This is a genomic window from Mycobacterium sp. (assembly GCF_035623875.1).
In the GTDB taxonomy this organism is placed as follows: Bacteria; Actinomycetota; Actinomycetes; order Mycobacteriales; family Mycobacteriaceae; genus Mycobacterium.
Map to the genome: position 1 here is coordinate 11248 of NZ_DASPSP010000307.1, position 24773 is coordinate 36020.

Below are 24773 nucleotides of genomic sequence, written 5' to 3' on the forward strand. Positions count from 1 at the left end.
CGCCGGTGAGCGCAGGGGGCACTCGGCGATCGCGCGGTGGAGACCTCACCCACTCGCGAGGGGCGATTCCGTTGACACCTGAGCTCGGCCCGTCCTGGCTGCGTCCACTGGTGGACAACGTTGGTCAGGTGCCCGACGCTTACCGTCGTCGTCTTCCCGCCGATGTGCTGGCCATGGTGACTGCCGCCAAGGCGACGGCCTCACTGCGCAAAGACGGACGCGACGCCGCGGTGCTGGTGTTGTTTTCCGGTCCGCCGTCGGACCAGGCCAACGGCGCTCTTCCTGACTCCCCTCCTGATGAAGCCGACCTGCTGCTGACGGTTCGCTCCGCCACCTTGCGTCACCATGCAGGCCAAGCGGCGTTCCCGGGTGGCGCATCCGATCCGGACGACGCCGGGCCGGTGGACACCGCACTGCGAGAGGCACGCGAAGAGACCGGCATCGACACCAGCCGGCTGCATGCGCTGGCCACGATGGAGCGAACATTCATCGCGCCGTCGGGTTTTCACGTCGTCCCGGTGCTGGCGTATTCACCGGATCCGGGGCCGGTGGCAGTCGTCGATCAGGCCGAGACCGCAATCGTGGCCCGGGTTCCGGTGCGGGCTTTCATCAACCCGGCCAATCGGCTGATGGTGTACCGAAGCTCCTTGCACCGCCGCTTCGCCGGGCCGGCTTTCCTGTTGAATGAAATGCTGGTCTGGGGATTCACTGGCCAGGTGATTTCGGCAATGCTGGACGTGGCTGGTTGGGCTAAGCCCTGGGACACCCGTGATGTCCGCGAGCTGGATGAAGCGATGGCCCTGGTGGGCGACGGGGATGATGCCTGATGACCTCCTCTCAATGGCTCGACATCGCGGTGCTGTCAGTGGCTTTCATCGCAGCGATCTCAGGTTGGCGTTCGGGTGCGCTCGGTTCCCTGCTGTCATTTGTCGGTGTGCTGCTCGGGGCGATCGCGGGCGTCCTGCTGGCCCCGCACCTTGTCGCCCACATCAGCGCGCCGCGGGCCAAACTATTCGCCGCGCTGTTTCTGATCCTGGGCCTGGTCGTGGTCGGCGAGGTCGCCGGGGTGGTGCTGGGCCGCGCGGTACGCAGCGCGATCCACAGCAACTCAGTGCGATTCTTCGACTCGCTGATCGGGGTGGCGGTGCAGCTGGTGGTGGTGCTGGTGGCGGCCTGGCTGCTGGCGACTCCGCTGACGTCGTCGTCGGGTCAGCCCAGCCTGGCCGCTGCGGTGCGAGGGTCGCGGGTATTGGCCCAGGTCAACGACTTTGCGCCGGAGTGGCTCAAGTCCGTGCCCAAACGGTTGTCGTCGTTGCTGGACACCTCGGGTCTCCCACAGGTGCTGGAGCCGTTCAGTCGCACGCCGGTTGTGGCGGTAGCTGCCCCAGACGCGACGCTGGCCAACAACCCGGTGGTGGAGGCCACCCAAGCCAGCGTGGTCAAGATCCGTGCCATCGCACCAAGCTGTCAGAAAGTGTTGGAGGGCAGCGGATTTGTCCTCTCCCCAGACCGCGTGATGACCAACGCGCACGTGGTGGCCGGCGCGAACACCGTCACGGTGGAGGCAAGCGGCAACCCGTACGACGCCACCGTGGTGTCCTACGACCCGACTGTCGACATCGCGATCCTGTCCGTGCCCAACCTGCCGCCCGGACCGCTGGCCTTCGCCAACACCCCGGTGAAATCGGGCACTGAGGCAATAGTGATGGGCTATCCCGGTGGCGGGGGCTTTGTGGCAACTCCGGCCAGAATCCGGGAACTCATCGAACTCAGCGGGCCCGACATCTACCGGAGCGCGACGGTCAACCGCGAGGTCTACACCGTCAGAGCGAGTGTGGAGCAAGGCAATTCGGGCGGACCGTTGATTGACCTCAATGGACAGGTCCTCGGTGTGGTATTCGGCGCGGCGGTCGACGACAACGACACCGGTTTCGTCCTGACAGCCAAAGAGGTAGCCGCTCAGCTGGCGCACATCGGCGACACCACGCCGACGGCCACCGGGCAGTGCGTCAGCTAAGGGGTGACCTGTACACTCGCTCGAGGAAGCGCATCAGGTGACCGTTGACTTCCTCTGGCATCTCTTCGTGACTGAAATGTCCTGCGCCGGCGACTGATACGTAGCGACCATGTGGCGCGTAGCGCTGCGTTCGCTCGACCGGGTCGGCCAGCACGTACGGGTCGGCGTCACCGTGAATGTGCAGGGTCGGGATCCCGAAAGGGCGATTCATCGACCTCATGAAGCGGCGACCCTCTTCGCGCAGCTGGCTACGTACCGCCCAACGCTGATACTCCAACGCAGAGTGCGCCGCTGACGGAATCTGGATCGCCTGTCGCAGATGACCGATGGTCTCGGAAAAGTCTTCGGAGGCAACCCATTTAGCGCTGGCACGGCTACGGACCAGACGCTCGATCTCCGCGCCGTTATGCCGGGTCAGCGCGCGCTCCGGCCAGATCGGCACCTGGTAGCGCAGTAGTGAGGGCAACAGCGCACGGCCCTGATCACGACGGGTCAGGGCCGACCTGCGCAGTGCGGCGGGGTGCGGCGAGCTGATCACCGCGATGGCGCGGACCAGCCGTGAATGCAGGACCGAGGTCGCCCAGCAGACCAGCCCGCCGTCAGCATGCCCGACCAGGGTCGCCGATGTGTGCCCCAGCGCGCGGATCAGTCCGGCGGTATCCCCGGCGAGCGTCCAGCCGTCGTAGCCGCGGGGCGGTTTGTCGCTGCCGCCGTAGCCGCGCAAATCCACCGCGACCAGCCGGGCTCCGCTCAAACCGCGTAGCTGGTGACGCCACGACCACCAGAACGAGCCGAAACCGTGCAACATGATCACCAGTGGCTGCGCGGTCGGAGCGGTGGCAGCACCTCGATCCGCGAACGCCGCCTCCACAACATGGAACCGAATGCCGTTGGCGTGCACATCCAGATGGCGCCATGGCCCGTCGATACGGGTGACCGACGGATCTGGTGGGGTCATCTACCAACCCGAGGGGTCGGCGGGCGTCCCGCCATGCGAACTGACCGCGCGCCCGGAGCCCTTGTCATGACCCGGCGTGAAAGCGGTCCGGGTCTCTTTGACCGATTCGATGGTCTGCCGCGGTCCGCGGATCCGTCGCACCTTCAAGTACCCGAACAATGCCAGCACTACGGTGACCACCACCATGATCCCGAACACGATCAAGAAAGCGACCCAGCGCCACAGCCAGGTATCGAGCAGCTCGGCAAGGAAAAAGAAGAAAAAGAAAGTCGAGTAGAACAGCACGACCATCGCCGAGATGAAGAAAACGCTGCCGGTGAGACCTTTCTTGACATCGCGGGTGATTTCGGAGCGGGCCAATTCGACCTCGGCGCGCACCAGTGTCGATATCTGCGCCGTGGCGTCCTTGACCAGGTCACCTATCGACGGTTCGACGGACAGCGCGTGCGGGTCGGTCAATGGAATCGTGGTCAGCGTGCGAGGAACCCCATCCCTGTTGTCGGCGTTCTTTCGATCTGGCTTACTCACAGACGGTCCTCCCGGTTTCGCTGCCCGGCTTCTCCTCGAGCCGTTGCCCGGCGGGCATCGTCGCCGGGCGTTCGCGGTCGTCGCGGTTCATGTTGCCATGTGGTCCGGTGCCAGACGAGGCCAACCGGACACCGCGACAGTGGTTAAGGATCGACGCTGGCGGGCATCGATCACGCTAGACTGACGCCGCCGCTTCGGGTACGCGTCCAAGCTTGTCGACGGGAGCATTGCTTTGCAGACCACCTGCCGTCGGCTGCTTCGTGTCGTGGCGGCGTTGGTCACGGTGGCATCGGTGGGCCTGGTGGGCCTGCACGGCGCGCCCGCACGAGCTGACGACAAGCTTCGGCTCGGTGGCGGAGCGGGCATCGTGGTCGATGGCGACACCCTGTGCACGCTGACCACCATCGGCACCGATGGCAAAGGTGAGCTGATCGGTTTTACCTCGGCGCACTGCGGTGGCCCGGGTGCCCAGGTGGCCGCCGAGGCGGCGAAAGAGCGCGGCACGCTGGGAACCATGGTGTCCGGCAATGACAACCTGGACTACGCGGTCATCCAGTTCGATCCGGCCAAGGTGACACCGGTGGCTAACTTCAATGGCTTCGCGATCAACGGCATCGGGCCGGATCCGGCGTTCGGTCAGATCGCCTGCAAGCAGGGCCGCACGACCGGGAACTCGTGCGGCGTCACGTGGGGCCCGGGTCAGGACCCGGGCACGATCGTCATGCAGGTGTGCGGACAACCGGGCGACTCGGGTGGCCCGGTTACTGTCAACAACCTTCTGGTCGGGATGATCCACGGCGCCTTCAGCGAAAAGCTGCCGGCCTGCATCATCAAGTACATCCCGCTGCACACCCCCGCAGTGGTTCAGTCCATCAACGCGATATTGGCCGACCTCAACGCCAAGAACCGTCCCGGTGCGGGCTTCGTCCCGGTGCCCGCCTAGGTCAGACTGGCGGTCTACTGGGCCTCGCGGATCGCGTCGAACACGCTGGGATCGAGCAGCGTCGAAGTATCGCCGAGCTCTCGATTCTCGGCGACGTCGCGCAGCAGGCGTCGCATGATTTTGCCGCTGCGGGTCTTCGGCAACTCGGGCACCACGTGCAGTTCGCGGGGCCGGGCAATCGGCGAGATGACCCGGGCCACTTCGGCGCTTAGCTCGTCGATGATCTCCGCGCCCGTGGTCTCGGCGTGATCGGCTTGCAGGACAACGAACGCGCAGATCGCCTGACCGGTGGTGTCGTCGGTCGCCCCCACCACCGCGGCTTCGGCGACACCGGAATGTCCGACCAGCGCCGATTCCACTTCGGCGGTGGAGATGCGATGGCCGGATACGTTCATCACGTCGTCGATGCGACCCTCCAGCCAGATAGCGCCGTCGGGGTCGTAGCGGGCGCTGTCGCCGGTGAAATACCAGCCCCGCTCGGCGAACTTCGACCAGTACGCCTCGCGGAAGCGATCGGGATCACCCCAGATGCCGCGCAGCATGGACGGCCACGGCTTGTCCACCACAAGGTATCCGGTGACGTGCTCTCCGCGGTCGGGACAAGGATCCAGTTGATTGCCGTCGTCGTCGACGATCTTTGCCGAGATACCGGGCAGTGGCGCCATCGCCGATCCCGGTTTGGTTGCAGCGACACCGGGGAGCGGCGAGATCATCGCGGCGCCGGTCTCGGTCTGCCACCAGGTGTCCACCACCGGAGTGCTGTTCGTGCCGATGACGTTGCGATACCACCGCCACGCCTCCGGGTTGATTGGCTCGCCGACCGTGCCCAGCAGCCGCAGGCTGGACAGGTCGTGGGCATCCGGGATCTCGCGGCCCCACTTCATGAACGTCCGGATCATCGTCGGGGCAGTGTAATAGATTGTCGCGCCGTATTTTTCGATGATCTGGAAATGCCGGTGCTGGCTAGGCGTGTCCGGCGTGCCTTCGTAGAGAATCTCCGTCACACCGTTGGACAACGGGCCGTAGACACCGTAGGTGTGCCCGGTGACCCAGCCGATATCGGCGGTGCACCAGAACACATCGGTCTCCGGCTTGATATCGAAGATGTTGTGGTGGGTGTAGGACGCCTGGGTGAGGTAGCCGCCGCTGGTGTGCACGATGCCCTTGGGCTTGCCGGTGGTGCCCGAGGTGTACAGCAGGAACAATGGGTGTTCGGCGTCAAAAGCCTCGGCGCTGTGCTCTGACGACGCCGGGTTGACGACCTCGTGCCACCACACGTCACGCCCGTGGGTCCACGGGACGTCGATCCCGGTGCGGCGGACCACCAGGACGTGTTCGACCGGGCTTGCGCTGGCCCCGTCTTCTGCATCAGACCGGACCGCTTCGTCGGCCGCCGCCTTGAGCGGCGCCGGCTTTCCCCGCCGGAACTGTCCGTCCGCGGTGATCAGTAGTTTGGCTTGGGCGTCGGCGATTCGGGCGCGCAGCGCCGTGGCGGTGAAGCCCGCGAACACCACGCTGTGCATGAGGCCGAGCCGCGCGCACGCCAACATCGCGATGACGGCTTCCGGGATCATCGGCATATAGATGGCGACGCGGTCGCCGGCGACCAAACCCAGGCCGCTGAGCGCATTGGCGGCCTTGCGCACCTCGGTCTGCAGGTCGCTGTAGGTCAGGGTGCGGCCCTCACCGACCCGCTCGCCTTCCCAATGGATCGCGACTCGATCGCCGTTGCCGGCTTCCACATGGCGGTCCACGCAGTTGTAGGCGACGTTGAGGGTTCCGCCGGTGAACCACTTGGCGAACGGGGCATTCGACCAGTCCAGCACCTGGTCGAATGGCTTGGACCAGGACAGCCGATTGGCCTGCCTGGCCCAGAACTCCAACCGGTCTTGCGCGGCCTCGCGGTACAACTCGTCGCCGGCGTTGGCTTGAGCGGTGAAATGTTCTGACGGTGGGTACGTCGTCGCCTGGGCATGCGTTTCGGTCACGCCTGAGAGCGTAGTCAGCAAGTGTTCTTCGCTCGACAGTTCAGGTCGGCATCGCGCTGTGAGACGATCCGCTGGTGCGGCTGGGGTTACATGCGCTGGGTATCGGGGCGGGCGCACAGCGCGCGGTGATCGACGCGGTCGCTGCCGCCGCAGAGCAGCATGGATTCGCCACATTGTGGAGCGGCGAGCATGTGGTGATGGTGGACCACCCCGCATCCCGGTACCCGTATTCCGCCGACGGCAGGATCGCGGTTCCCGCAGCCACTGACTGGATTGATCCGCTGATCGGTCTGAGTTTCGCGGCCGCTGCGACCACGACGATTGGTCTGGCGACTGGTGTGCTGCTGCTTCCGGAACACAACCCAGTAGTGGTCGCCAAACAGGTCGCCACACTCGACCGGCTCAGCGGCGGCCGGTTCACCTTGGGTGTCGGCATCGGCTGGTCTCGGGAGGAATTCGATACGCTCGGCGTTCCCTTTGAACGCCGCGACGGACGGACCGCCGAGTACGTCGCTGCGATGCGGACACTGTGGAGCGACGACGTCGCCTCATTCGCGGGCGAATTCGTCCACTTCGAACGCGTGCGTCTCAATCCCAAACCTGTGCGCGACCGCCGCATCCCGATAGTGCTGGGCGGCAATAGCGACGCGGCTCTGCGACGGGTGGTGAAGTGGGGAGACGGCTGGTACGGCTTCAACCTGCGCGATGTTGCCGCCGTCGCCGAGCGGGTCGCGCTCATTCGAAGACTGTGCGCTGACGCCGGACGTGATCCGAGCGACCTGCAACTGGCCGTCGCGCTTCAACAGCTGCGACATACCGACGTCCCTGCGCTAAGTGAAGTGGGAATCAACGAACTGGTAATCGTCGACTCGCCACCCGACAACGTCCCCGCGATACCAGACTGGGTTGCCGGGCTGGCTGCACAGCTAGCCGCGGGCTCGCCAGACCCTGAACTCTGACCGAAGGCCGAGGCTCTAGGGTCGGGCACATGCGTCGGATGCGAGCCGCCGCGGCGGTGATCGGTTTCGCATTGCTCGCCGCCGCATCGCTGGCCGGCTGCGGGGTCGGCAATGTCCGCACGGACGTGGTGATCGTCAACGCAGGAGAGCCGCAGAATCCGCTGATTCCGACCAATACCAATGACAGCAACGGAGGCCGCATCATCGACCGGCTGTTCGCAGGCCTGATGTCCTATGACGCCAAGGGCAGGCCGGACCTGGAGGTTGCCCAGTCCGTCGAGACCAGCGATGACGTCAACTACCGGATCACCCTCAAACCCGGGTGGACGTTCAGCGACGGCACGCCGGTGACCTCGCATTCCTTCGTCGACGCCTGGAACTACGGCGCGCTGGCCGCCAACGCGCAACTACAGCAGAGCTTCTTCAACCCGATCGCCGGTTTCGACGAGGTGGCTGCGCCGAAACCGTCGGCAACCACAATGTCCGGATTGCGCGTCGTCGACGACCACCAGTTCACCGTGCAGCTCAAGGCGCCGACCATCGATTTCAAACTGCGGCTTGGGTTTTCGCCGTTTTATCCACTGCCGACTGCCGCGCTAAAGGATATGACAACTTTCGGTCAGCACCCGATCGGCAACGGCCCTTACAAGTTCGCCGACGTGCCCGGCGGTGCGGCCTGGCAACATAACGTCAAGCTGGATTTGGTGCCCAATCCCGGCTACCACGGCATCCGGATACCGCAGAACAAGGGTCTACGTTTCGTCTTCTACGCCAACCTCGAAACCGCCTATGCCGACTTGCTGTCCAGCAATCTCGACGTGCTGGACACCATTCCGTCCAGCTTGCTGTCGGTCTACCGCAGAGACCTGGGCGATCGTTACGTCGGTGCACCGGCCGCAGTGAACCAGACCCTCGACACCCCGCTGCGGCTACCTCACTTCGGCGGCGAGGAAGGCAGGTTGCGCCGGCTGGCGCTCTCGGCGGCCATCAACCGGGCACAGATCTGTCGCCAGATCTACGCCGGAGCGCGGGCACCCGCGCGTGATTTCACCGCGAGTTCGCTGCCCGGTTTCGACCCGCACATCGAGGGCAACGACGCGCTCAACTTCGATCCGGATCGGGCGCGGCGGCTGTGGTCGCAGGCCGATGCCATCGCGAAATGGTCGGGCCGATATGCGATCGCCTACAACGCCGACGGCGGGCACCAGGAGTGGGTGGACGCGGTGGCCAACAGCATCAAGAACATCTTGGGTATCGACGCGGTCGGTGCGCCGCAGCCGACCTTCGCTACGTTTCGTACCCAGGTCACCACGCGGCGCATCGCCACCGCTTTCCGCGCCGGTTGGCAGGGTGACTTCCCGTCGATGCTGGAGTTCTTGGAGCCGCTGTTCGTCACCGGGGCTGGCGCCGATGACGTCGGCTATTCCAACCCACAATTCGACGCCGCGATCGCCGCTGCGGAAGCCGCGCCCGGCTTGCGGCAGTCGTTTGCCCTTGCCAACGCTGCACAGCGAATCCTGTTGCGGGACATGCCCGTCGTGCCGTTGTGGTACACGATCAGCGTGGCCGGGAGATCACCGGCGGTCACTCACCTCACGCTGACATGGAATGGTTTGCCCGACTACGAGCACATCGTCAAGGCGTGAGATGGGCTGGTATATCGCTCGCCGTGTCGCGATCATGGTCCCGGTTTTTCTCGGCGCCACCCTGCTGATCTACGGCATGGTCTTTTTGCTGCCCGGCGATCCTATTGCCGCCTTGGGCGGCGACCGTCCGCTGAGTCCCGCGGTGGCCGCGCAACTGCGCGCCCAGTACCACCTGAACGACCCGTTCGTGTTGCAGTACCTGCATTATCTAGCTGGGATCGTGCACGGCGATCTTGGCCGCGCCTACTCTGGGCTGCCGGTGAGCGTCGTTCTGGTCCAAGCATTTCCGGTGACAATCCGGCTTGCGTTGATTGCCTTGGCAGTGGAGTCTGTGCTTGGGATCGGCTTCGGGGTCATTGCCGGGCTGCGGCAAGGCGGGATCTTCGACGCCTCGGTGCTGATCACCAGTCTGATCGTCATCGCGGTGCCGATCTTCGTGTTGGGTTTCCTGGCGCAGTTCGTCTTCGGGGTGCGGCTCGGCGTCGCCGCGGTCACCGTCGGAGATCAGCCGACGTTCGCGCGGCTACTGCTGCCCGGCGTGGTGTTGGGATCGGTGTCACTGGCCTACGTGGTGCGGTTGACCCGCTCTGCGGTGGCCGCCAATGCGCACGCCGACTATGTGCGCACCGCGACGGCCACGGGCTTGTCGCGGCCCAGGGTGGTCACGGTCCACATCCTGCGCAACTCACTGATCCCGGTAGTGACTTTCCTCGGTGCCGACCTCGGGGCGCTGATGGGCGGGGCGATCGTCACTGAGGGGATCTTTAACATCCACGGTGTCGGTGGCGTGCTCTATCAGGCGGTCACCCGTCAGGAGGCGCCCACGGTGGTGTCCATCGTGACGGTGCTGGTGGTGATCTATCTGGTCACCAATCTGGTGGTGGATTTGCTGTATGCGGCGTTGGATCCAAGGATCCGCTATGGCTGACCGAGACACCGAAGCGGTTGGCGGCGCAGGGTTTTGGCGTGACACCTGGCGGGGTTTGCGGCGACGTCCAAAATTCGTCGTCGCCGCGGCGCTGATTCTTGTCTTCGTCGTCGTGGCATTGTTTCCGGCGTTGTTCACCTCGGCCGATCCCGGCTACGCCGACCCATATCAGAGCCTGCTTGCACCGTCGGCCGCGCATTGGTTCGGTACCGACTTGCAGGGCCACGACATCTACGCCCGCACCGTCTACGGCGCCCGTGCCTCGATCACTGTCGGGGTGGGCGCCACCCTGGTGGTTTTCATTGTCGGCGGGGCGCTGGGAGCGTTAGCCGGCTTCTACGGCGGCTGGATCGACGTGGTGGTCTCCCGCGTCGCCGATGTCTTCTTCGGAATCCCGTTGTTGTTGGCCGCTATTGTGCTGATGCAGGTCATGCATCACCGCACTGTGGGGACGGTGGTCGCGATTCTGGCGCTGTTCGGTTGGCCGCAAGTGGCCAGGATCGCACGCGGGGCGGTGCTCGCGGTGCGCGGCAGCGATTACGTTATGGCCGCGCAGGCGCTGGGGTTGAGCAGGTTCGGGATTCTGATACGCCATGTCGTGCCCAATGCTCTTGGCCCCGTGATCGCCGTCGCCGCCATCTCGTTGGGGATGTTCATCGTGACCGAGGCGACGCTGTCCTACCTCGGTGTAGGGCTGCCGCCATCGGTGGTGTCATGGGGCGGCGACATCAACGTGGCACAGACCCGACTGCGGGCGGGCTCGCCGATCCTCTTCTATCCGGCTGGGGCCCTTGCGCTTACGGTGCTGGCGTTTTTGATGATGGGCGACGTGTTGCGCGACGTCCTGGATTCCACCTCGCGGGCGTGGCGCACATGACCCGCGCCGACGACGATGCAGAGCGCAACGGGGGAGAGGAGCGGCGCACATGAACACCGCCGAGCAGGCGCTGCTGAGCGTCACCGGCCTGGAGGTCAGGTTCGGCGACGACGCTCCCGCCGTCAGTAACGTCGAGCTGACCGTGCGCAGCGGGCAGACCGTCGCGATTGTCGGTGAATCAGGCTCCGGAAAGTCGACAACCGCCGCCGCGATTCTCGGCCTGCTGGCACCGGGCGGACGAATCACCGCCGGCCGCATTGTGTTCGACGGTATCGACATCGCTTCGGCCGATCAACGTCGGCTCCGCTCGATCAGGGGGACCGGCATCGGCTATGTACCGCAGGACCCGACGACCAACCTCAATCCCGTATGGAAGGTCGGCTTCCAGATTCGGGAGGCGTTGCGCGCCAACAACGTCAGTGACACGAAGCAACGATCACTACGACTACTCGACCAAGCCGGCATGCCGGACCCGCCGACTCAGGCCCGACGGTATCCGCACCAGCTGTCCGGTGGGATGTGTCAGCGCGCGCTGATTGCGATTGGTTTGGCTGGCCGCCCGCGCCTGCTGATCGCCGACGAGCCGACGTCCGCACTGGACGTCACCGTGCAACGGCAGGTGCTCGACCATCTGCAGCATCTGGCCGCGGAAATCGGCACCGCGGTGCTGCTGATCACCCACGATCTCGCGCTGGCAGGCGAGCGCGCCGAGCAACTGGTCGTCATGCACCGCGGCCGCGTCGTCGAAACCGGCGCATCGCAATCGATCTTGACTGACCCGCAGTATTCCTACACTCGGCAACTGGTCGCCGCCGCACCGTCGGTGAGCCCGGCCGGCGGGACGACGCCTCGACCGCGGCGCGGCAACGCAGCTCTCGCCGAAAAATCCGACGCCGACGATCTCCTCATCGTCGCCAAGCTCACCAAGACCTACCGGTCAACCCACGGAACACCCTGGCGGAAAACGGAATTCCGCGCCGTCGATGACGTGTCGTTCCGTCTGCGTAAAGCGACCACACTGGCAATTGTCGGTGAATCCGGATCGGGAAAATCCACCCTGGCGCGCATGGTGCTGGGCCTGCTTGCGCCGACCTCCGGGACGGTGAGGTTCGCCGAGCGCGACGTTGCCGTGATGAGCCGGCGAGAGTCCCTGGCCTTTCGCCGGCGAGTGCAGCCGGTCTTCCAAAACCCCTACAGCAGTTTGGATCCGATGTACTCGGTGTTCCGGGCCATCGAGGAACCGCTGCGCATTCATCGCGTCGGCAACCGCCGCGAACGGCGTGCGGCGGTGCGAGAGTTGGCGGAGCAGGTGGCGCTCCCGTCGTCAGTGTTGGACAGGCGTCCCCGCGAGTTGTCCGGCGGGCAGCGTCAACGGGTCGCTATCGCGCGAGCGCTGGCGTTGCGGCCCGAGGTGGTGGTCTGCGACGAGGCGGTCTCCGCGCTTGATGTCCTGGTGCAGGCGCAAATACTCGAACTGCTTGCCGGGCTCAAGGACGCGCTGGGGTTGAGCTATCTGTTCATCAGTCACGACTTGGCCGTCATCCGGCAGATCGCGGATGAGGTGCTGGTGATGAAAGCGGGCCGGGTGGTTGAGCACGCGCCCACCGACGAGGTGTTCACCCAGCCGCGGCACGACTACACCCGGCAACTGCTGGCGGCGATTCCAGGCGGCGATCGCAAGCCCGGCGAAGCCGGGCGCACCGGGTCGCCGCGACAAACCAGGCCTTATCGTGACAGCTCGTGACTTCTGACCCGTTGGCTCCGCTGATGGCGCTGCCCGGTGTCGCCGCCGCCAGCGACCAGGCCCGCGAGGCGCTCGGTAGAGCGCATCGCCATCGTGCCAACCTGCGGCGCTGGCCGGTGACGGCGGCCGAGGCGGCGCTGCGGGCGGCGAGGGCGTCGGCGGTGCTCGAGGGCGGACTGAAGCTGGATGAGCAGTTGGACGCCTCGACGGCCGGCGACCCGATATTCGCCGGCGCGCTGCGCGTCGCGCAAGCGCTGGAAGGCGGCGAGACAACTCTGGTCGGCGTGTGGCAGCGGGCGCCGCTGCAGGCGCTGGCGCGGTTGCATATGCTCGCCGCCGCCGACCGGGTCGACGAGAGCCGGTTGGGCCGGCCGCGTCCCGACGCCGATGTCGGGTCTCGTCTCGAGTTGCTGGCGAAGATCGTCACTGGAGTTAGCCAGGCGCCGGCCCCGGTGATCGCCGCGGTCGCCCACGGCGAACTGCTGACCCTGGCGCCGTTCGGCACCGCTGACGGTGTGGTGGCGCGGGCGGTGTCGCGGCTGGTCACCATCGCCACCGGGCTTGACCCGCATGGGCTCGGTGTACCGGAGGTCAGCTGGATGCGTCGCGCCGCCGACTACCGCGACGCTGCGCGCGGTTTTGCGGCCGGGACGCCCAACGGCATCGCCGCGTGGTTGGTGCTGTGTTGCCGGGCCATGCGGGCCGGCGCGCAGGAGGCGTTGTCGATTGCCGATTCGCTTGCTGAGTAGGTTGCCGGCACCGCGTCGCGGTACGCACTTCAGACGGACAAAGCGGGCGACGATCCGAAGGATTTCGGCTCGCCGCCCGCTAGCACGGACCTCGGTTACCAAGCGTGCAACTGTGGGCTGCGTGGGTGGCCTCGGCGATCTTGCGACGCTTCCGGCTGCAACCCCACCCAAAGGACCGTCGATGCCATCCGCTCTTCGCAATTTCGCAGGCCCGCAACACTTCTGCCATTTTCGCGGCTGTGACTCCGCGTGGGTGCCGGGAACCGTGCTGGGTTGCCCAGTTCGGGAGATCGAGCCTTCTCTTCCGGATCGATCTTGGCTGCACTGGACTTCCGTGACTCCTTTGTACTACGTGACCCTGGTCACATCAAGAGTCAAATGTCTTCAAATGCGGTGAAAACGCTGAACTGATATCGGCCGGTGACCCGGAGAAGTTTGCTGAAGCGGCGACGACGCTACAGCGAGAACCGGCGCAGCAGCGAGTAGGTCAGCGCCCCGGCGGCCAGCGCGCTGACACCTACCGCAGCGGTCGTGGCGACCGCGGCTCCCGACGGCGCCGGGATACGGTCGCGCAGCGATACCGGCCGTGAGAACGCCAGCACCGGCCAGCCGTGGGCGATCGCTTCTTTGCGCAGGGCGCGGTCGGGGTTGACCACACTCGGGTGGCCGACGACTTCGAGCATCGGCATGTCGGTGATCGAGTCGGAGTAGGCGTAGCAGTGCTCGAGCGGGTAGCCCTCGCGCGCCGCCAACTCGCGGATCGCCTGTACCTTGCCTTCGCCGTAGCAGTAGAACCCGATCTCCCCGGTGTACCTGCCGTCCTCGACGACCATCCGGGTCGCCATCGCATGGGTGGCACCGAGCGCACGCGCGATCGGTGCCACCAGCTCCTCGCCGGAGGCCGACACCACCACGACGTCGCGGCCGCACAGCTTGTGGCTGGCGATCAGTTCCGCGGCCTCGGCGAATACCAGCGGCGTGACGATGTCGTGCAGTGTTTCGCTGACGATCGACTTGACCTGCTCGACATCCCAGCCGGTGCACATGTTGGTCAGGTGGATGCGCATCCGGTCCATCTGATCGTGGTCGGCGCCGGATAGCAGGAACAGAAACTGGGCGTAGCTGGACTTGAGCACGGTGCGCCGGTTAATTAATCCCTGATCGAAGAAAGGTTTGCTGAACGCCAGGGTGCTGGACTTGGCGATGATGGTCTTATCAAGATCGAAGAAAGCGGCGGTGCGGGGGGTGGGACCGGTGCTTGTTGGTGATGTTTGCTGGTCAGCGGCCGAGTCCGAGACGGTCACCGCCCCAGCATAGGTGGACGACGCGGCAATTCGCGAGGTGGTCCACAAAACGCCCGGTCAGCAGGCATTCAGTTGCTCGCGACGACCAGGCTGTCCTGGCTGAACGCAGGTTAATGCCACGTGCACAACTCAAAACAGCACTTGCGCTGCGCAATGCTGTCGTGTGTATAGTAAGCATTACTCGGCTTAGCCGAGGGTGCATCAGCCCGACCCCCCGGGGCTGATACACGACGACCCTCGCCTCCTCCCCCCCTGGCGGGGGTCGTCCCTTTTGTGGGGTGAATTCACTCCGGCGGCGCTCGCTCATCGGCTATATCGACCAGCAAATGGCGACCTGATCTTCCAGCTTCGGTGCTAGCGCAATCGGCCGAGTTGTGCACAGATCAAGCGCTGTCCACAGATCCTCGTTCGGGACTGGCGGCGCACGGTTGTCCCCGGGCACGGTAGGCCAATGACCACCCCCACCGGCACTCGCGGCGCGCGCGGAATCCTGGCCGCCTTGGCCGAACCCGCACTGCGCGATGAGGTCGACCGGGTCGCGGCCGCCGTCGGCGTGCGGGTCGTCCATGGCAGCAGATCAGCGATCAGCAGGAAAACGTGGTCGGCGGCCGCGGCGGTAGTGCTCGACGAGGCCGCGGCGGAAGAATGCGCACGCGCTCGACTGCCGCGCCGCGCACACGTGATCGTGGCGACGGGCAGCGAACCGGCGTCGGCGACGTGGGCCGCCGCCATCGAGGTGGGCGCCCGGCTTGTGCTCACACTGCCCGCGCAAGAGCAGGATCTGGTCCGCGAACTCGCCGATGCCGGCGAATCCGTACGTGACGGCGGCGCCTTGGGCGCTGTAGTCGCGGTTATCGGCGGGCGTGGCGGTGCGGGTGCGTCACTGTTCGCCGCCGCACTGGCACGGGTCGCCACCGATCCGTTGCTGGTCGATCTGGATCCCTGGGGTGGTGGCATCGACCTGCTGGTCGGCGGCGAAACCGCTCCCGGCGTGCGCTGGCCCGACCTGGCGTTGCAGGGCGGACGGGTGAACTGGCCGGCGGTGCGTGAGGCGCTGCCCCGACACCGCGGGATCTGCATGCTCTCGGGCACTCGGCGCGGATACGAATTGGACGCCTTGGCCGTGGACGCCGTTGTCGATGCCGGCCGCCGCGGCGGGGCGACCGTGGTGTGCGACCTTCCGCGTAGGTTGACCGACGCTGCTCAAACTGCTTTGGATACAGCCGATCTCGTTGTCGTGGTCAGCCCGTGCGATGTGCGGGGGTGTGCGGCCACGGCGACCATCGCCGCGATACTTACCGGCATCAATCCCAATGTCGGGCTGGTCGTGCGTGGACCGTCGCCGGGCGGCCTGCGCGCGGAGGAGGTGGCTGAGATCGCCGGCCTACCGCTGCTGGCGTCGATGAAGCCGCACCCGCGGCTGGCCGAGCAACTCGAACACGGCGGTTTGCGGTTCGGGCGGCGCTGCGCGCTGGCGGTGGCGGCCCGCCGGGTTCTGGCTGTACTGCCTGCACACCCGACAGCCCATGCGGAGGGTAGGGCGGCATGAGCGGTTCGCTGATCGACCGGGTGCGTGAGCGACTGGCGACGGAACCCGCCCCGTTGCGCCCCATGGTCGTCGCCGACGCGATCCGGGCCGAATCCGGCGGGGTGCTCGGCGACACTGAGCTGCTGAGCAACCTTCGGGTGCTGCAGACCGAGCTGACCGGCGCCGGGATCCTCGAGCCATTGTTGTGCGCGGACGGTACCACTGACGTGCTGGTCAGCGCACCGGATGCGGTGTGGGTCGACGACGGAAACGGCCTGCGGCGCACTGATGTTCAGTTCGCCGACGAAGCTGCTGTGCGGCGCTTGGCACAACGGCTGGCGCTGGCGGCCGGTCGTCGTCTCGACGACGCGCAACCGTGGGTGGACGGTCAGCTGACCGGCGTGGGTGCCGGAGGCTTCGCGGTCCGGCTGCATGCCGTGCTTATGCCGATCGCCGTCGGCGGCACCTGCCTGTCGTTGCGGGTGCTGAGGCCGGCCACTCAAGATTTGTCCGCGCTGATCGCGGCCGGCGCCATCGCGCCGACGGCCGCCGCACTGCTCGCTGACATCATCGCTGCCAGGTTGGCGTTTCTGGTGTCCGGCGGCACCGGCGCGGGCAAGACGACGCTGCTGTCGGCGATGCTGAACGCAGTGGCGCCGGACGAGCGGATCGTGTGCGTCGAGGACGCTGCCGAGTTGGCGCCGCCGCATCCGCATCTGGTCAGGTTGGTCGCTCGATGTGCCAACGTCGAAGGCGTCGGCGAAGTCACGGTGCGCCAACTCGTCCGGCAGGCGCTGCGGATGCGGCCGGACCGCATTGTCGTCGGCGAGGTCCGGGGCGCCGAAGTGGTCGATCTGCTCGCGGCCCTGAACACCGGGCACGACGGTGGTGCGGGCACAGTGCATGCCAACAATCCAGGCGAGGTCCCGGCTCGCTTGGAGGCGTTGGGCTCTCTGGGCGGCCTGGATCGCGGTGCGCTGCATAGTCAACTGGCCGCGGCGGTTCAGGTGCTACTGCACGTTGCCCGCGATCGCGCCGGGCGGCGACGACTCAGCGAAATCGCCGTCCTACGTCAAACCGACGGAAGGGTCGGCGCGGTCACCGTGTGGCACGCCGACCGCGGACTCACCGACGAGGTCGCCGGCTTGCGTCGGCTGTTGCAGAGCCGGGTGCCTAGATGACCACATCGGTGGCGGCGCTGGCGTTGTCGGCATCCTTGCTCGTATCGCCATCATCGCCGCGTCGACGACTTGCTCGCCCCGACCGCGGCCGCAGCCGGTTGCCGGCGGGGGCCGCCGCATGGTTGGCCGTCGGCGCCGGAGCCGCCGGTGCTGTATTGCTGCCGCTGACAACGGTTCTGGCTGCCGCGGTATTCGCCGGAACAGCGAGCCTGCGCTACCGCCGCCGCCGCCGTCGCCGGCTGGGGATCAGTGAGAGCCGGGAACTGGAAACCGCAATCGATGTGTTGGTGGGTGAACTGCGGGTCGGTGCCCACCCGGCACGGGCCTTCGCCGTCGCGGCGGACGAAACCACCGGGCCGGTCGCCGCTTCATGTCGCGCGGTGGCGGCGCGGGCCCGGTTGGGTGCTGACGTCACCGCAGGATTGCGAAGCGTCGCAGAGAGCTCAGCGCTGCCGGCGCAATGGGATCGGCTCGCGGTGTGCTGGCAGCTGGCATCCGAACACGGCCTCGCGATGTCCACCCTGATGCGCGCGGCTCAACGCGATATCGTTGAGCGGCAACGATTCTCAGGACAGGTGATGTCGGCAATGGCTGGCGCCCGTGCCACCGCGGCGATCCTGGCTGGCTTGCCGGTGCTGTCGGTAGTGCTCGGCCAACTCATCGGGGCGGACCCGATGGCGTTCCTGCTGGCCGGGCACGTCGGCGGGTGGCTGCTGGTGGTAGGGCTGATGCTGATCTGCAGCGGGCTGCTCTGGTCGGACCGCATCACCGATCGGGCGGCATCATGAGCACCTCTGCGCTGCTGCTGGCCGCCGCTCTGTTGAGTGGTGTCCGGCCGTCGAGGGTGCGAGCGCGGGCCGCGGTGGCGGGCCGCGCGCCTGCCGCACCGAGGCGACCGGTGCGTGGCCCGGATCCGCTGGCCGTCGCGTCGAGCCTCGATGTACTGGCGGTCTGCCTGGCGGCGGGCATGGCGGTGTCGACCGCGGCGGCGGCGACTGCGCCGTCGGCGCCGCCGCTGCTGGCCCGAGTGCTGCGTCGCGCCGCCGACCTGCTGGCGCTGGGAGCCGACCCGGGCGTCGCATGGTCGGCACCGCCGGATCTGCCGCCCGGCTCGCTCGATCCGCAGACCGATGCGTTGCTGCGGCTGGTGCGCCGGTCGTCGGCTTCGGGCGTGGCGCTCGCCGAAGCGATGGCCGCGCTTGCCACGCAGTGCCGCCAGGACGCCGCGCACGCGGCCGCGGCGACTGCCGAGCGAGCCGGAGTGCTGATCGCCGGTCCACTCGGACTGTGCTTCCTACCCGCATTCGTTTGCCTGGGCATCGTTCCGGTGGTGGCCGGACTGGCCGGTGACCTACTGCAGTCAGGCTTGCTGTGACGGCAGGTACGGAGGAGGGAAAGTGAGATTAAACAACATGTTTCGTGTGCTACGAGCGCGTGCGATCCTGTTGGCGGTAGACGAGGCCGGGATGTCGACGGTCGAATACGCGATCGGGACGATCGCGGCGGCTGCGTTCGCTGCGATTCTCTACACGGTCGTCACCGGCGACTCCATCGTCTCGGCATTGACCAACGTTATCGCCCGCGCGCTCAATACCAAGGCTTAGTCGACGATGTCGGCGCGAGCACTGTCGAGGCGGCGCTGGGCGTCGCCACGCTGGTCGCGGTGCTGGTGCTGTGCCTGGCCGGGATCACAGCGGTGTCGATGCAGGTCCGTTGCATCGACGCTGCCCGCGAGGCGGCCCGGCTGGCCGCACGTGGTGACGAGCGTTCGGCGGTCACCACCGCCCGCGGTATCGCGCCTGGTGGCGCCCTGGTGCAGCTGCGCCGCGACGGCGAGTTCGTCGTCGCGACGGTCACTGCCCGGTCGAATCTGCTACCCACACTGGGCATTACGGCCACCGGCGTCTCGGCGATCGAGCCGTCGCAATGACCGGGGAGCAGCGACCGTGGTCGCCGCTGCGATGGTCGCCGCACTGCTGTCCATCACCGTCGGCGGCGTGTATCTGGGCGCTGCGGTGGTCGCGCGCCACCGGGCCCAGGCGGCGGCCGATCTGGCCGCGCTGGCGGCCGCGGCGCGGCTGGTAGCGGGACCCGAGACAGCGTGCGCGCTGGCGACCGCGGTGGCCCGCGAGATGCGGGTAAGCACCGCCAGCTGCATTGTGGACGATCTGGATGTCGTCGTCACGACTGAGGTGCGCCTTGCTATCGGGGGATGGGGCAGCGCGCGGGCCGGCGCCCGCGCTGGCCCGGCCGACAAGGTCTAGTCGCCCCGTGGGTCGGAATCGGACAGGCCCGCGTCGGCAAGTTCGGTCGCCGTGGGCAAGCGCAAGCAGACCAATCCGGCGAACGTCTCCTGCTCGACTTCCAACCGATTGACGGTCACGTGCACCGGAACCCAGCCGCCGTCGTGACCTGGCATGCGCAGCACCCCGCTGGTGGCCCCGTCGGCGAATTCCGCGGTCATCGCTGCCATCCTCGCCTCGTCGCTGGGATGCATCCGCGGGGCATCCGCCGCGACACGTCGCCAGTCATAGAAAGGGCACGGCTCGTCGAGCCATTTCAACACGGTCCAGTTGCTGGGATCGAACAACGCCCGGTGCACACCCGGCTGCGCCAATCCGTGCAGGATCCGCTGCGCGAGCCGGTCGGTCGGCTGCGCCGGGTTGGATGGTTCGGCACGCCAATTCATCCCCCGTGCGATCAAGTGGTCGCGGCCGTCCGGCCCCTGCTCGAGTCCATTGCGAGCGACGAAGCTCACCCGGATGGGATTGCCCTGCCAATCGGTGCTGTCCCAGGTGTCGCACAAGGTGTGCCCAGGTTGCGACTTCACCGCGGCCGCGAGCGCCTTGCCTTCGTTGGGCTTGAGATCACCCGACGACCAGCGGTCCGCGAACGCGCGCGCCTGCGGGTCCTCGACCTCGAGGTTCCTGCCGGTGTTGACCAGTGACTCCGGCGTATCGGTGGCCACCCCGAGCGTCATGTCCCATTTCAGCGGGCCGGGGATCGGCCGCTCCGGCGGTTCAGCCTCGGCCGGCCCGCTCCAGATGTGCACGCCATGCATGCGGCCGTCGGACATCAAGACCGGCTCGGTGCGGATCACTCGGCGACTTTTGGGTGTGATGCTGACCAGGCTCTGGTTGCTCTGCAACGACTCTGCGATTGCGGTCTGGATGGCAGCGAGATGCGGATTGCGCCGCAGAAACCTGGCAACGGGAACGAGATTCTTCAATTGACGGCCGAACGCTACTACGGCTGGTTCGTCGCCCAGCGTTTCTACCAGGAGCCACTCGCGGGCCATACCTCGGCATTTTACCGGTCAGGCAACGGATAGCTCGTTGCCTCGGTGTCGAACTCGGCGGACATTGACCACAGTCAACCTAAGGGTGACGTTGATACATCAGGCTGTGACTTGCACAGGTCATCGCGGCCGGGTAGTTTGCTGCCCACTGGGCTTGCGAACGGATTGCGTTCTGTCCGACCGTTCGCTGCACTGCTTGGTCATTTCGGCATGTGCGCGTTTCCTCAGCAGCGAGGAAATGCGTTTTCATGGCGGCTGCCACGGCACAGACACGTGGACGTCGACCGTCGAGGGGTCGGTCGTCACCGGTATGTCTCGCCCTCGTGATCCAGCGCTGTGAGCACCAAACGCAATACGCGCACAGCCCCGGCCTTATCCAGTGGTTCGTTACCGCTGCCGCATTTCGGTGACTGCACGCACGACGGGCATCCAGACGGGCATTCGCAGGCCTCGATCGCAGCCGCAGTCGCACCCAGCCAGGTGCTCGCCCGGCGAAAACCCTGCTCGGCGAAGCCCGCCCCGCCCGGATAACCGTCGTAGACGAAGACACTGGGCAGCCCATCGGGCTCGGGGCCCACCGCGGTGGACAAGCCGCCGATGTCACCGCGGTCGCAGCTGGCCACCAGCGGTAGCAGTCCGATTGCCGCGTGCTCGGCGGCGTGTAACGATCCGGGGATCTGCTGCGCCTCGATCCCGTTGCAGCCCAGGGCCTCTGGCGTGATGGTGCACATCACCGCAGTAGTGGCCAGGGTGTGCGCCGGCATTTCCAGCTCGATGAAGTCGATGACCTCTCCGGTCAGTCGACGGCGCAAATAGCCGACGACTTGGCTGGTGACGCTGACGGGTACCAGGCCCAGCGTGACCGATCCGAAAACCCGGCGTTCACCGGCTCCTGTGACCGCGATGTCGGTGAGTTCCCTCGCGAACGTCGCGTATCCAGGGTCCTCGCTGTGCACGAAGGCCAAACCCTCTTCGAAGTCCAGCGAATCGACGACGTAACTCTCACCCTGGTGCAGGTACACCGCCCCGGGGTGCACCGAAGCGGCGGCCTGACCGACGCCGGCGGTGCCAAGCAACCGGCCGGTCTCGCCTTCCACGATGACGATCTGGCCGCCCGTCGACCCCCGAATGTCCACCGCCGGATGCGGATCCACCCCCGGCGCCGGGTAGTACCTGCCGGAACGGCGTCGTAGCAGCCCATCGTCGACCAGCCCCGCGGTGACCTCCTCGGCGCCCAATGTCCGCACTTCCGCATCTTCTAGGGGCAATTCCGTTGCAGCACATAACAATTGCGGGCCGAGAATGTACGGGTTGGCCGGATCGATCACCACCCGCTCGATCGGCTTAGCCAGCAGTGCGGCGGGGTGATGCACCAAATAGGTGTCCAGCGGATCGTCACGGGCGACCAGCACGACCAGCGCGCCCTGACCACGTCGCCCAGATCGGCCGGCCTGCTGCCAAAACGACGTCACCGTCCCGGGAAAGCCGGCCAACACCACCGCGTCGAGCCCGGCGATATCGATACCCAGCTCCAAGGCGTTGGTGGTGGCGAGACCTCGCAACTGCCCGTCGACCAGCGCGCGTTCCAGCGCGCGGCGGTCCTCGGGCAGATAACCTGCCCGATAAGACGCCACCGTCTCGGTCAGGTCAGGGGCGATGTCCTCAAGTCGCGCACGGCTTGCCACCGCGGTCAATTCGGCACCCCGACGCGACCGGACAAACGTCAGGGTGCGCGCCCCCTCGGCGATCAGGTCGGCCATCACTCGTGCTGCCTCGCTGCCGGCGGACCGTCGCACTGGAGCGCCGTTTTCGCCGACGAGGTCTGTGCGCAGGGCCGGCTCCCACAACGCCACCGTGCGGGCGCCCTGCGGCGAGGTGTCCTCGGTGATCTCTTCGACCGGTTGGCCGATGAGCTCGCCGGCAGTTGCCCCGGGCGCCGCGGTCGTCGCGCTGGCGAAGATCACCGTCGGCGTGGCAGCCGGGTGGGCCGAGTAGCGCGCGCACAACCGCAGCAACCGACGCAGAACCATCGCCACGTTTGAGCCGAAAACACCGCGGTAGTAATGGCATTCGTCGACAACCAGATAGCGAAGGCCGCGCAGAAATAGCGCCCACCGGGCATGGTTGCGCAGTAGCGCGAGGTGGACCATATCGGGGTTGGAGAACAGCCAGCGGGAGCGCTCCCGGGCGAAGCGGCGCAATTCGGCCGGACTGTCGCCGTCGTAGGCCGTGGGCGCGACGTCACCCAGCCGGGGTACCGCCGCGGTCAGCGCATGCGCGGCCCGCAACTGGTCGTGGCCAAGCGCTTTCGTCGGCGACAGGTACAGCGCCCGGGCCCGCGGATCGGTCGCCAGCGCGTTGAGGATCGGAAGCTGGTAGGCCAGCGATTTCCCCGACGCCGTGCCGGTGCTGATAACGACGTGACGGCCGGCATGGGCTAGGTCCGCCGCGTCTACCTGATGTGCCCACGGTGAGCTGATGCCGCGATCGGTGAACGTGCGCACGACGTCCGGCTCGGCCCATGCCGGCCACGGGCGCCGACGGCCGTCCCTTGGCGGTAGCTCGGCGACATGACGTAGTGGATGTTCTCCGGGTTCGCTGCCGGCGACGGCGGCGGCGAGCAGTTCGCTGCCGAATGTCACCACGTATCCCCCCCTTTTGACGTGAGGTAAATACGGAATACCTCAACCGGCGGGGACCCTGCGGCCAGGGATTTCGGCGTCACACCTGAATTGTTTACCTCGTGGTCGCTGAATTGATCACCTGAGGCTGTCGCAGAAGCGATGAACATGGTTGACTGTTTGCGGTCGCAGCTTCTGTGTTCGTGTAAAACTTTCGCAGGATCGACGTTGCGGCCGCGGTTCCTGCGAGGGCGTAGGTCGGGTGAAGTTCCGGCGACTCGGCAAGGTATAGCGGTCGGAACGGGCCCGGGGCACCGAAAGGCGGTGCACCGCACCCGAGTAGTAAAGGAAAGATCAAGAAATGCCACAGGGAACTGTGAAGTGGTTCAACGCGGAGAAGGGATTCGGCTTCATCGCCCCCGAGGACGGTTCGGCCGACGTGTTTGTCCACTACACGGAGATCCAGGGAACGGGCTTCCGCACCCTTGAGGAGAACCAGAGGGTGGAATTCGAGGTCGGCCAAAGCCCCAAGGGCCCCCAGGCCACTGGCGTCCGCTCCATCTGAGCAGCCTCTAACGACAACCCCCCGCACCGTCCCGATTTACCGGGTTCGGTCGGGGGGTTCTCGCTGTTGTCGCCAGCCGCTGCGTGCAGCACGCGGCCGGCGACCACAGCCCGGAATGGGTGAGTAAGGCGGCGAACCGCCGCAGCGCCGCGGCGCGCATCGTCATCGGGACGCTTACTGTCGGTGACGTGAGCCAACTGTCCTTCTTCTCGGCGGAGTCGGTGCCGCCTGCGGTGAGCGACCTCACCGGGGTGCTGGCGGCCGCGGGCCAGATTGTGACGGTCGGCGATGCGGCCAGGCTGTCGGTGGTCGTTGACCAGCTGTGGCGGGCCGAGGCGCTGGCCGAGATGATCGGGGAGGCCGGATTGGTGGCCGAAATCACCCGTACCGACGAGAACACTCCGCTGGTACGGACCGCGGTCGACGTCAGGCTGCGTCCCATTGCCGATGACTGGACGCGCGGCGCGGTGAAGACCGTCCCGCCGCTGTGGTTGCCCGGGCCGCGCGAGCTGCGGGCCTGGATACTGGCGGCCGGCACCCCGGAGGCTGACCGTTATCTACTCGGACTGGATCCGCACGCGCCGGACACCCATTCGCCGCTGGCGTCGGCGCTGATGCGGGTCGGGATCGCGCCGACCCTGATCGGCACTCGCGGGGCTCGGCCGGCACTGCGGATCAGCGGCCGGCGCAGGCTATCGCGCCTGGTAGAAAGTGTCGGGGAACCGCCCGACACGGTAGCGGCGTTGCCCTACTGGCCGCACACTTAGCGGCGATTGGACGGGCTGTCAACGGGGGGTCGGTTTGCGTCGACCCATCCCGGGTGCCACATTGTCAGGTGTCCGCGGGCAAAGGGGCACCGCAGAACCTGAATTTCAGGAGTCGGCTGGTCGCTGGACCTGCGTCAGCGGGTCTGGCCAGGGGCCAAGACGGCTCGGGACG

At 66.7% G+C, this 24773-nt stretch carries 24 protein-coding genes; 18 read left to right on the forward strand and 6 right to left on the reverse strand.

Features of this window, described 5'->3' with window-relative positions; all coding sequences use genetic code 11:
• Positions 1-5: 5 nt before the first annotated feature.
• Positions 6-827: a CoA pyrophosphatase gene (locus tag VEI45_RS24685; protein WP_324857171.1), complete on the forward strand. Its 822-nt coding sequence runs from the start codon at positions 6-8 to the stop codon at positions 825-827.
• Entirely contained in the window at positions 827-2017 is a 1191-nt protein-coding gene (gene marP / locus VEI45_RS24690; RefSeq protein ID WP_324857173.1) for an acid resistance serine protease MarP, read from the forward strand. Before VEI45_RS24685 ends, marP begins: the two co-directional genes overlap by 1 nt.
• Here marP and VEI45_RS24695 read toward each other — a convergent pair.
• Both VEI45_RS24695 and VEI45_RS24700 read right to left on the reverse strand, forming a co-directional pair.
• The gene (locus VEI45_RS24695; RefSeq protein WP_324857175.1) at positions 2010-2975 is read right to left on the reverse strand and encodes an alpha/beta hydrolase; all 966 of its coding nucleotides are present in this window, start codon (positions 2973-2975) and stop codon (positions 2010-2012) included. The genes marP and VEI45_RS24695 overlap by 8 nt on opposite strands.
• A complete protein-coding gene (locus tag VEI45_RS24700) occupies positions 2976-3503 on the reverse strand; it encodes a phage holin family protein (RefSeq protein WP_324857177.1) in 528 nt (175 codons plus the stop codon). It abuts the gene before it with no gap.
• A 232-nt stretch (positions 3504-3735) separates the two neighbouring features.
• On the opposite strand from VEI45_RS24700, the gene VEI45_RS24705 reads away from it, so the two are divergent.
• Positions 3736-4446: a S1 family peptidase gene (locus VEI45_RS24705; protein WP_414687584.1), complete on the forward strand. Its 711-nt coding sequence runs from the start codon at positions 3736-3738 to the stop codon at positions 4444-4446.
• Positions 4447-4460: 14 nt separating this feature from the next.
• Here VEI45_RS24705 and acs read toward each other — a convergent pair whose 3' ends face one another.
• Positions 4461-6434, reverse strand: coding sequence for an acetate--CoA ligase (acs, locus tag VEI45_RS24710; RefSeq protein ID WP_324857179.1), 1974 nt, complete (start codon positions 6432-6434; stop codon positions 4461-4463).
• Positions 6435-6508: 74 nt separating this feature from the next.
• Between acs and VEI45_RS24715 the strand changes: the two genes are divergently transcribed.
• The 6 genes from VEI45_RS24715 to VEI45_RS24740 are packed head-to-tail and all read left to right on the forward strand — an operon-like array spanning position 6509 to position 13337.
• Positions 6509-7393, forward strand: coding sequence for an LLM class F420-dependent oxidoreductase (locus tag VEI45_RS24715; RefSeq protein WP_324857180.1), 885 nt, complete (start codon positions 6509-6511; stop codon positions 7391-7393).
• 29 nt (positions 7394-7422) lie between these two features.
• Positions 7423-9039, forward strand: coding sequence for an ABC transporter substrate-binding protein (locus tag VEI45_RS24720; RefSeq protein WP_324857182.1), 1617 nt, complete (start codon positions 7423-7425; stop codon positions 9037-9039).
• Position 9040: 1 nt separating this feature from the next.
• Positions 9041-9967: an ABC transporter permease gene (locus VEI45_RS24725; RefSeq protein WP_324857184.1), complete on the forward strand. Its 927-nt coding sequence runs from the start codon at positions 9041-9043 to the stop codon at positions 9965-9967.
• Complete coding sequence (locus VEI45_RS24730; protein ID WP_324857186.1) at positions 9960-10844, forward strand: ABC transporter permease; 885 nt, start codon at positions 9960-9962, stop codon at positions 10842-10844. Before VEI45_RS24725 ends, VEI45_RS24730 begins: the two co-directional genes overlap by 8 nt.
• Positions 10845-10893: 49 nt before the next feature.
• Positions 10894-12588, forward strand: a complete 1695-nt coding sequence (locus VEI45_RS24735) for an ABC transporter ATP-binding protein (protein ID WP_324857188.1) — start codon at positions 10894-10896, stop codon at positions 12586-12588.
• Entirely contained in the window at positions 12585-13337 is a 753-nt protein-coding gene (locus VEI45_RS24740) for an oxidoreductase (RefSeq protein WP_324857190.1), read from the forward strand. The genes VEI45_RS24735 and VEI45_RS24740 overlap by 4 nt, the downstream gene beginning before the upstream one ends.
• A 455-nt stretch (positions 13338-13792) precedes the next feature.
• Here the strand turns inward: VEI45_RS24740 and VEI45_RS24745 are convergent, their stop codons facing one another.
• Positions 13793-14641, reverse strand: coding sequence for an HAD-IB family hydrolase (locus tag VEI45_RS24745; RefSeq protein ID WP_324857192.1), 849 nt, complete (start codon positions 14639-14641; stop codon positions 13793-13795).
• A gap of 451 nt (positions 14642-15092) precedes the next feature.
• On the opposite strand from VEI45_RS24745, the gene ssd reads away from it, so the two are divergent.
• From ssd to VEI45_RS24780, 7 genes are read left to right on the forward strand one after another with little or no spacing between them, the layout of a single operon-like run.
• On the forward strand, positions 15093-16190 hold the full coding sequence (gene ssd, locus VEI45_RS24750) for a septum site-determining protein Ssd (RefSeq protein WP_324857194.1): 1098 nt from the start codon (positions 15093-15095) through the stop codon (positions 16188-16190).
• Positions 16187-17350: a TadA family conjugal transfer-associated ATPase gene (locus VEI45_RS24755; protein WP_324857196.1), complete on the forward strand. Its 1164-nt coding sequence runs from the start codon at positions 16187-16189 to the stop codon at positions 17348-17350. Before ssd ends, VEI45_RS24755 begins: the two co-directional genes overlap by 4 nt.
• Complete coding sequence (locus VEI45_RS24760) at positions 17347-18138, forward strand: type II secretion system F family protein (RefSeq protein ID WP_324857198.1); 792 nt, start codon at positions 17347-17349, stop codon at positions 18136-18138. The genes VEI45_RS24755 and VEI45_RS24760 overlap by 4 nt, the downstream gene beginning before the upstream one ends.
• Complete coding sequence (locus VEI45_RS24765; protein WP_324857200.1) at positions 18135-18725, forward strand: type II secretion system F family protein; 591 nt, start codon at positions 18135-18137, stop codon at positions 18723-18725. The genes VEI45_RS24760 and VEI45_RS24765 overlap by 4 nt, the downstream gene beginning before the upstream one ends.
• Before the next feature lie 37 nt (positions 18726-18762).
• Positions 18763-18954: a DUF4244 domain-containing protein gene (locus VEI45_RS24770; protein ID WP_414687585.1), complete on the forward strand. Its 192-nt coding sequence runs from the start codon at positions 18763-18765 to the stop codon at positions 18952-18954.
• 35 nt (positions 18955-18989) lie between these two features.
• Positions 18990-19280, forward strand: a complete 291-nt coding sequence (locus tag VEI45_RS24775) for a TadE family type IV pilus minor pilin (RefSeq protein WP_324857223.1) — start codon at positions 18990-18992, stop codon at positions 19278-19280.
• Positions 19281-19296: 16 nt separating this feature from the next.
• Positions 19297-19614 (forward strand): Rv3654c family TadE-like protein, encoded by a 318-nt coding sequence (locus VEI45_RS24780; RefSeq protein ID WP_324857204.1) that lies wholly within the window; start codon positions 19297-19299, stop codon positions 19612-19614.
• Here VEI45_RS24780 and VEI45_RS24785 read toward each other — a convergent pair.
• Positions 19611-20648, reverse strand: coding sequence for a PAS domain-containing protein (locus tag VEI45_RS24785; protein WP_324857206.1), 1038 nt, complete (start codon positions 20646-20648; stop codon positions 19611-19613). The two genes, VEI45_RS24780 and VEI45_RS24785, sit on opposite strands and share 4 nt — an antisense overlap.
• A 302-nt stretch (positions 20649-20950) precedes the next feature.
• Positions 20951-23293, reverse strand: a complete 2343-nt coding sequence (locus VEI45_RS24790) for a DEAD/DEAH box helicase (RefSeq protein WP_324857208.1) — start codon at positions 23291-23293, stop codon at positions 20951-20953.
• Between the two features lie 337 nt (positions 23294-23630).
• Here VEI45_RS24790 and cspA point away from each other — a divergent pair, with 337 nt between their 5' ends.
• Entirely contained in the window at positions 23631-23834 is a 204-nt protein-coding gene (gene cspA / locus VEI45_RS24795) for a cold shock protein CspA (protein WP_083088599.1), read from the forward strand.
• A 188-nt stretch (positions 23835-24022) separates the two neighbouring features.
• Positions 24023-24601: a hypothetical protein gene (locus VEI45_RS24800; protein ID WP_324857225.1), complete on the forward strand. Its 579-nt coding sequence runs from the start codon at positions 24023-24025 to the stop codon at positions 24599-24601.
• Positions 24602-24773: the final 172 nt, after the last annotated feature.

Excerpts from the sequence above, each read along its gene's own strand:
- ssd (WP_324857194.1), top strand. The coding sequence starts at position 15,093 with ATGACCACCCCCACCGGCACTCGCGGCGCGCGCGGAATCCTGGCCGCC.
- VEI45_RS24730 (WP_324857186.1), top strand. The coding sequence starts at position 9,960 with ATGGCTGACCGAGACACCGAAGCGGTTGGCGGCGCAGGGTTTTGGCGT.
- VEI45_RS24760 (WP_324857198.1), top strand. The coding sequence starts at position 17,347 with ATGACCACATCGGTGGCGGCGCTGGCGTTGTCGGCATCCTTGCTCGTA.
- VEI45_RS24785 (WP_324857206.1), bottom strand. The coding sequence starts at position 20,648 with ATGGCCCGCGAGTGGCTCCTGGTAGAAACGCTGGGCGACGAACCAGCC.
- cspA (WP_083088599.1), top strand. The coding sequence starts at position 23,631 with ATGCCACAGGGAACTGTGAAGTGGTTCAACGCGGAGAAGGGATTCGGC.
- VEI45_RS24765 (WP_324857200.1), top strand. The coding sequence starts at position 18,135 with ATGAGCACCTCTGCGCTGCTGCTGGCCGCCGCTCTGTTGAGTGGTGTC.
- marP (WP_324857173.1), top strand. The coding sequence starts at position 827 with ATGACCTCCTCTCAATGGCTCGACATCGCGGTGCTGTCAGTGGCTTTC.
- VEI45_RS24695 (WP_324857175.1), bottom strand. The coding sequence starts at position 2,975 with ATGACCCCACCAGATCCGTCGGTCACCCGTATCGACGGGCCATGGCGC.
- VEI45_RS24735 (WP_324857188.1), top strand. The coding sequence starts at position 10,894 with ATGAACACCGCCGAGCAGGCGCTGCTGAGCGTCACCGGCCTGGAGGTC.
- VEI45_RS24770 (WP_414687585.1), top strand. The coding sequence starts at position 18,763 with ATGTTTCGTGTGCTACGAGCGCGTGCGATCCTGTTGGCGGTAGACGAG.
- VEI45_RS24720 (WP_324857182.1), top strand. The coding sequence starts at position 7,423 with ATGCGTCGGATGCGAGCCGCCGCGGCGGTGATCGGTTTCGCATTGCTC.
- VEI45_RS24725 (WP_324857184.1), top strand. The coding sequence starts at position 9,041 with ATGGGCTGGTATATCGCTCGCCGTGTCGCGATCATGGTCCCGGTTTTT.
- VEI45_RS24755 (WP_324857196.1), top strand. The coding sequence starts at position 16,187 with ATGAGCGGTTCGCTGATCGACCGGGTGCGTGAGCGACTGGCGACGGAA.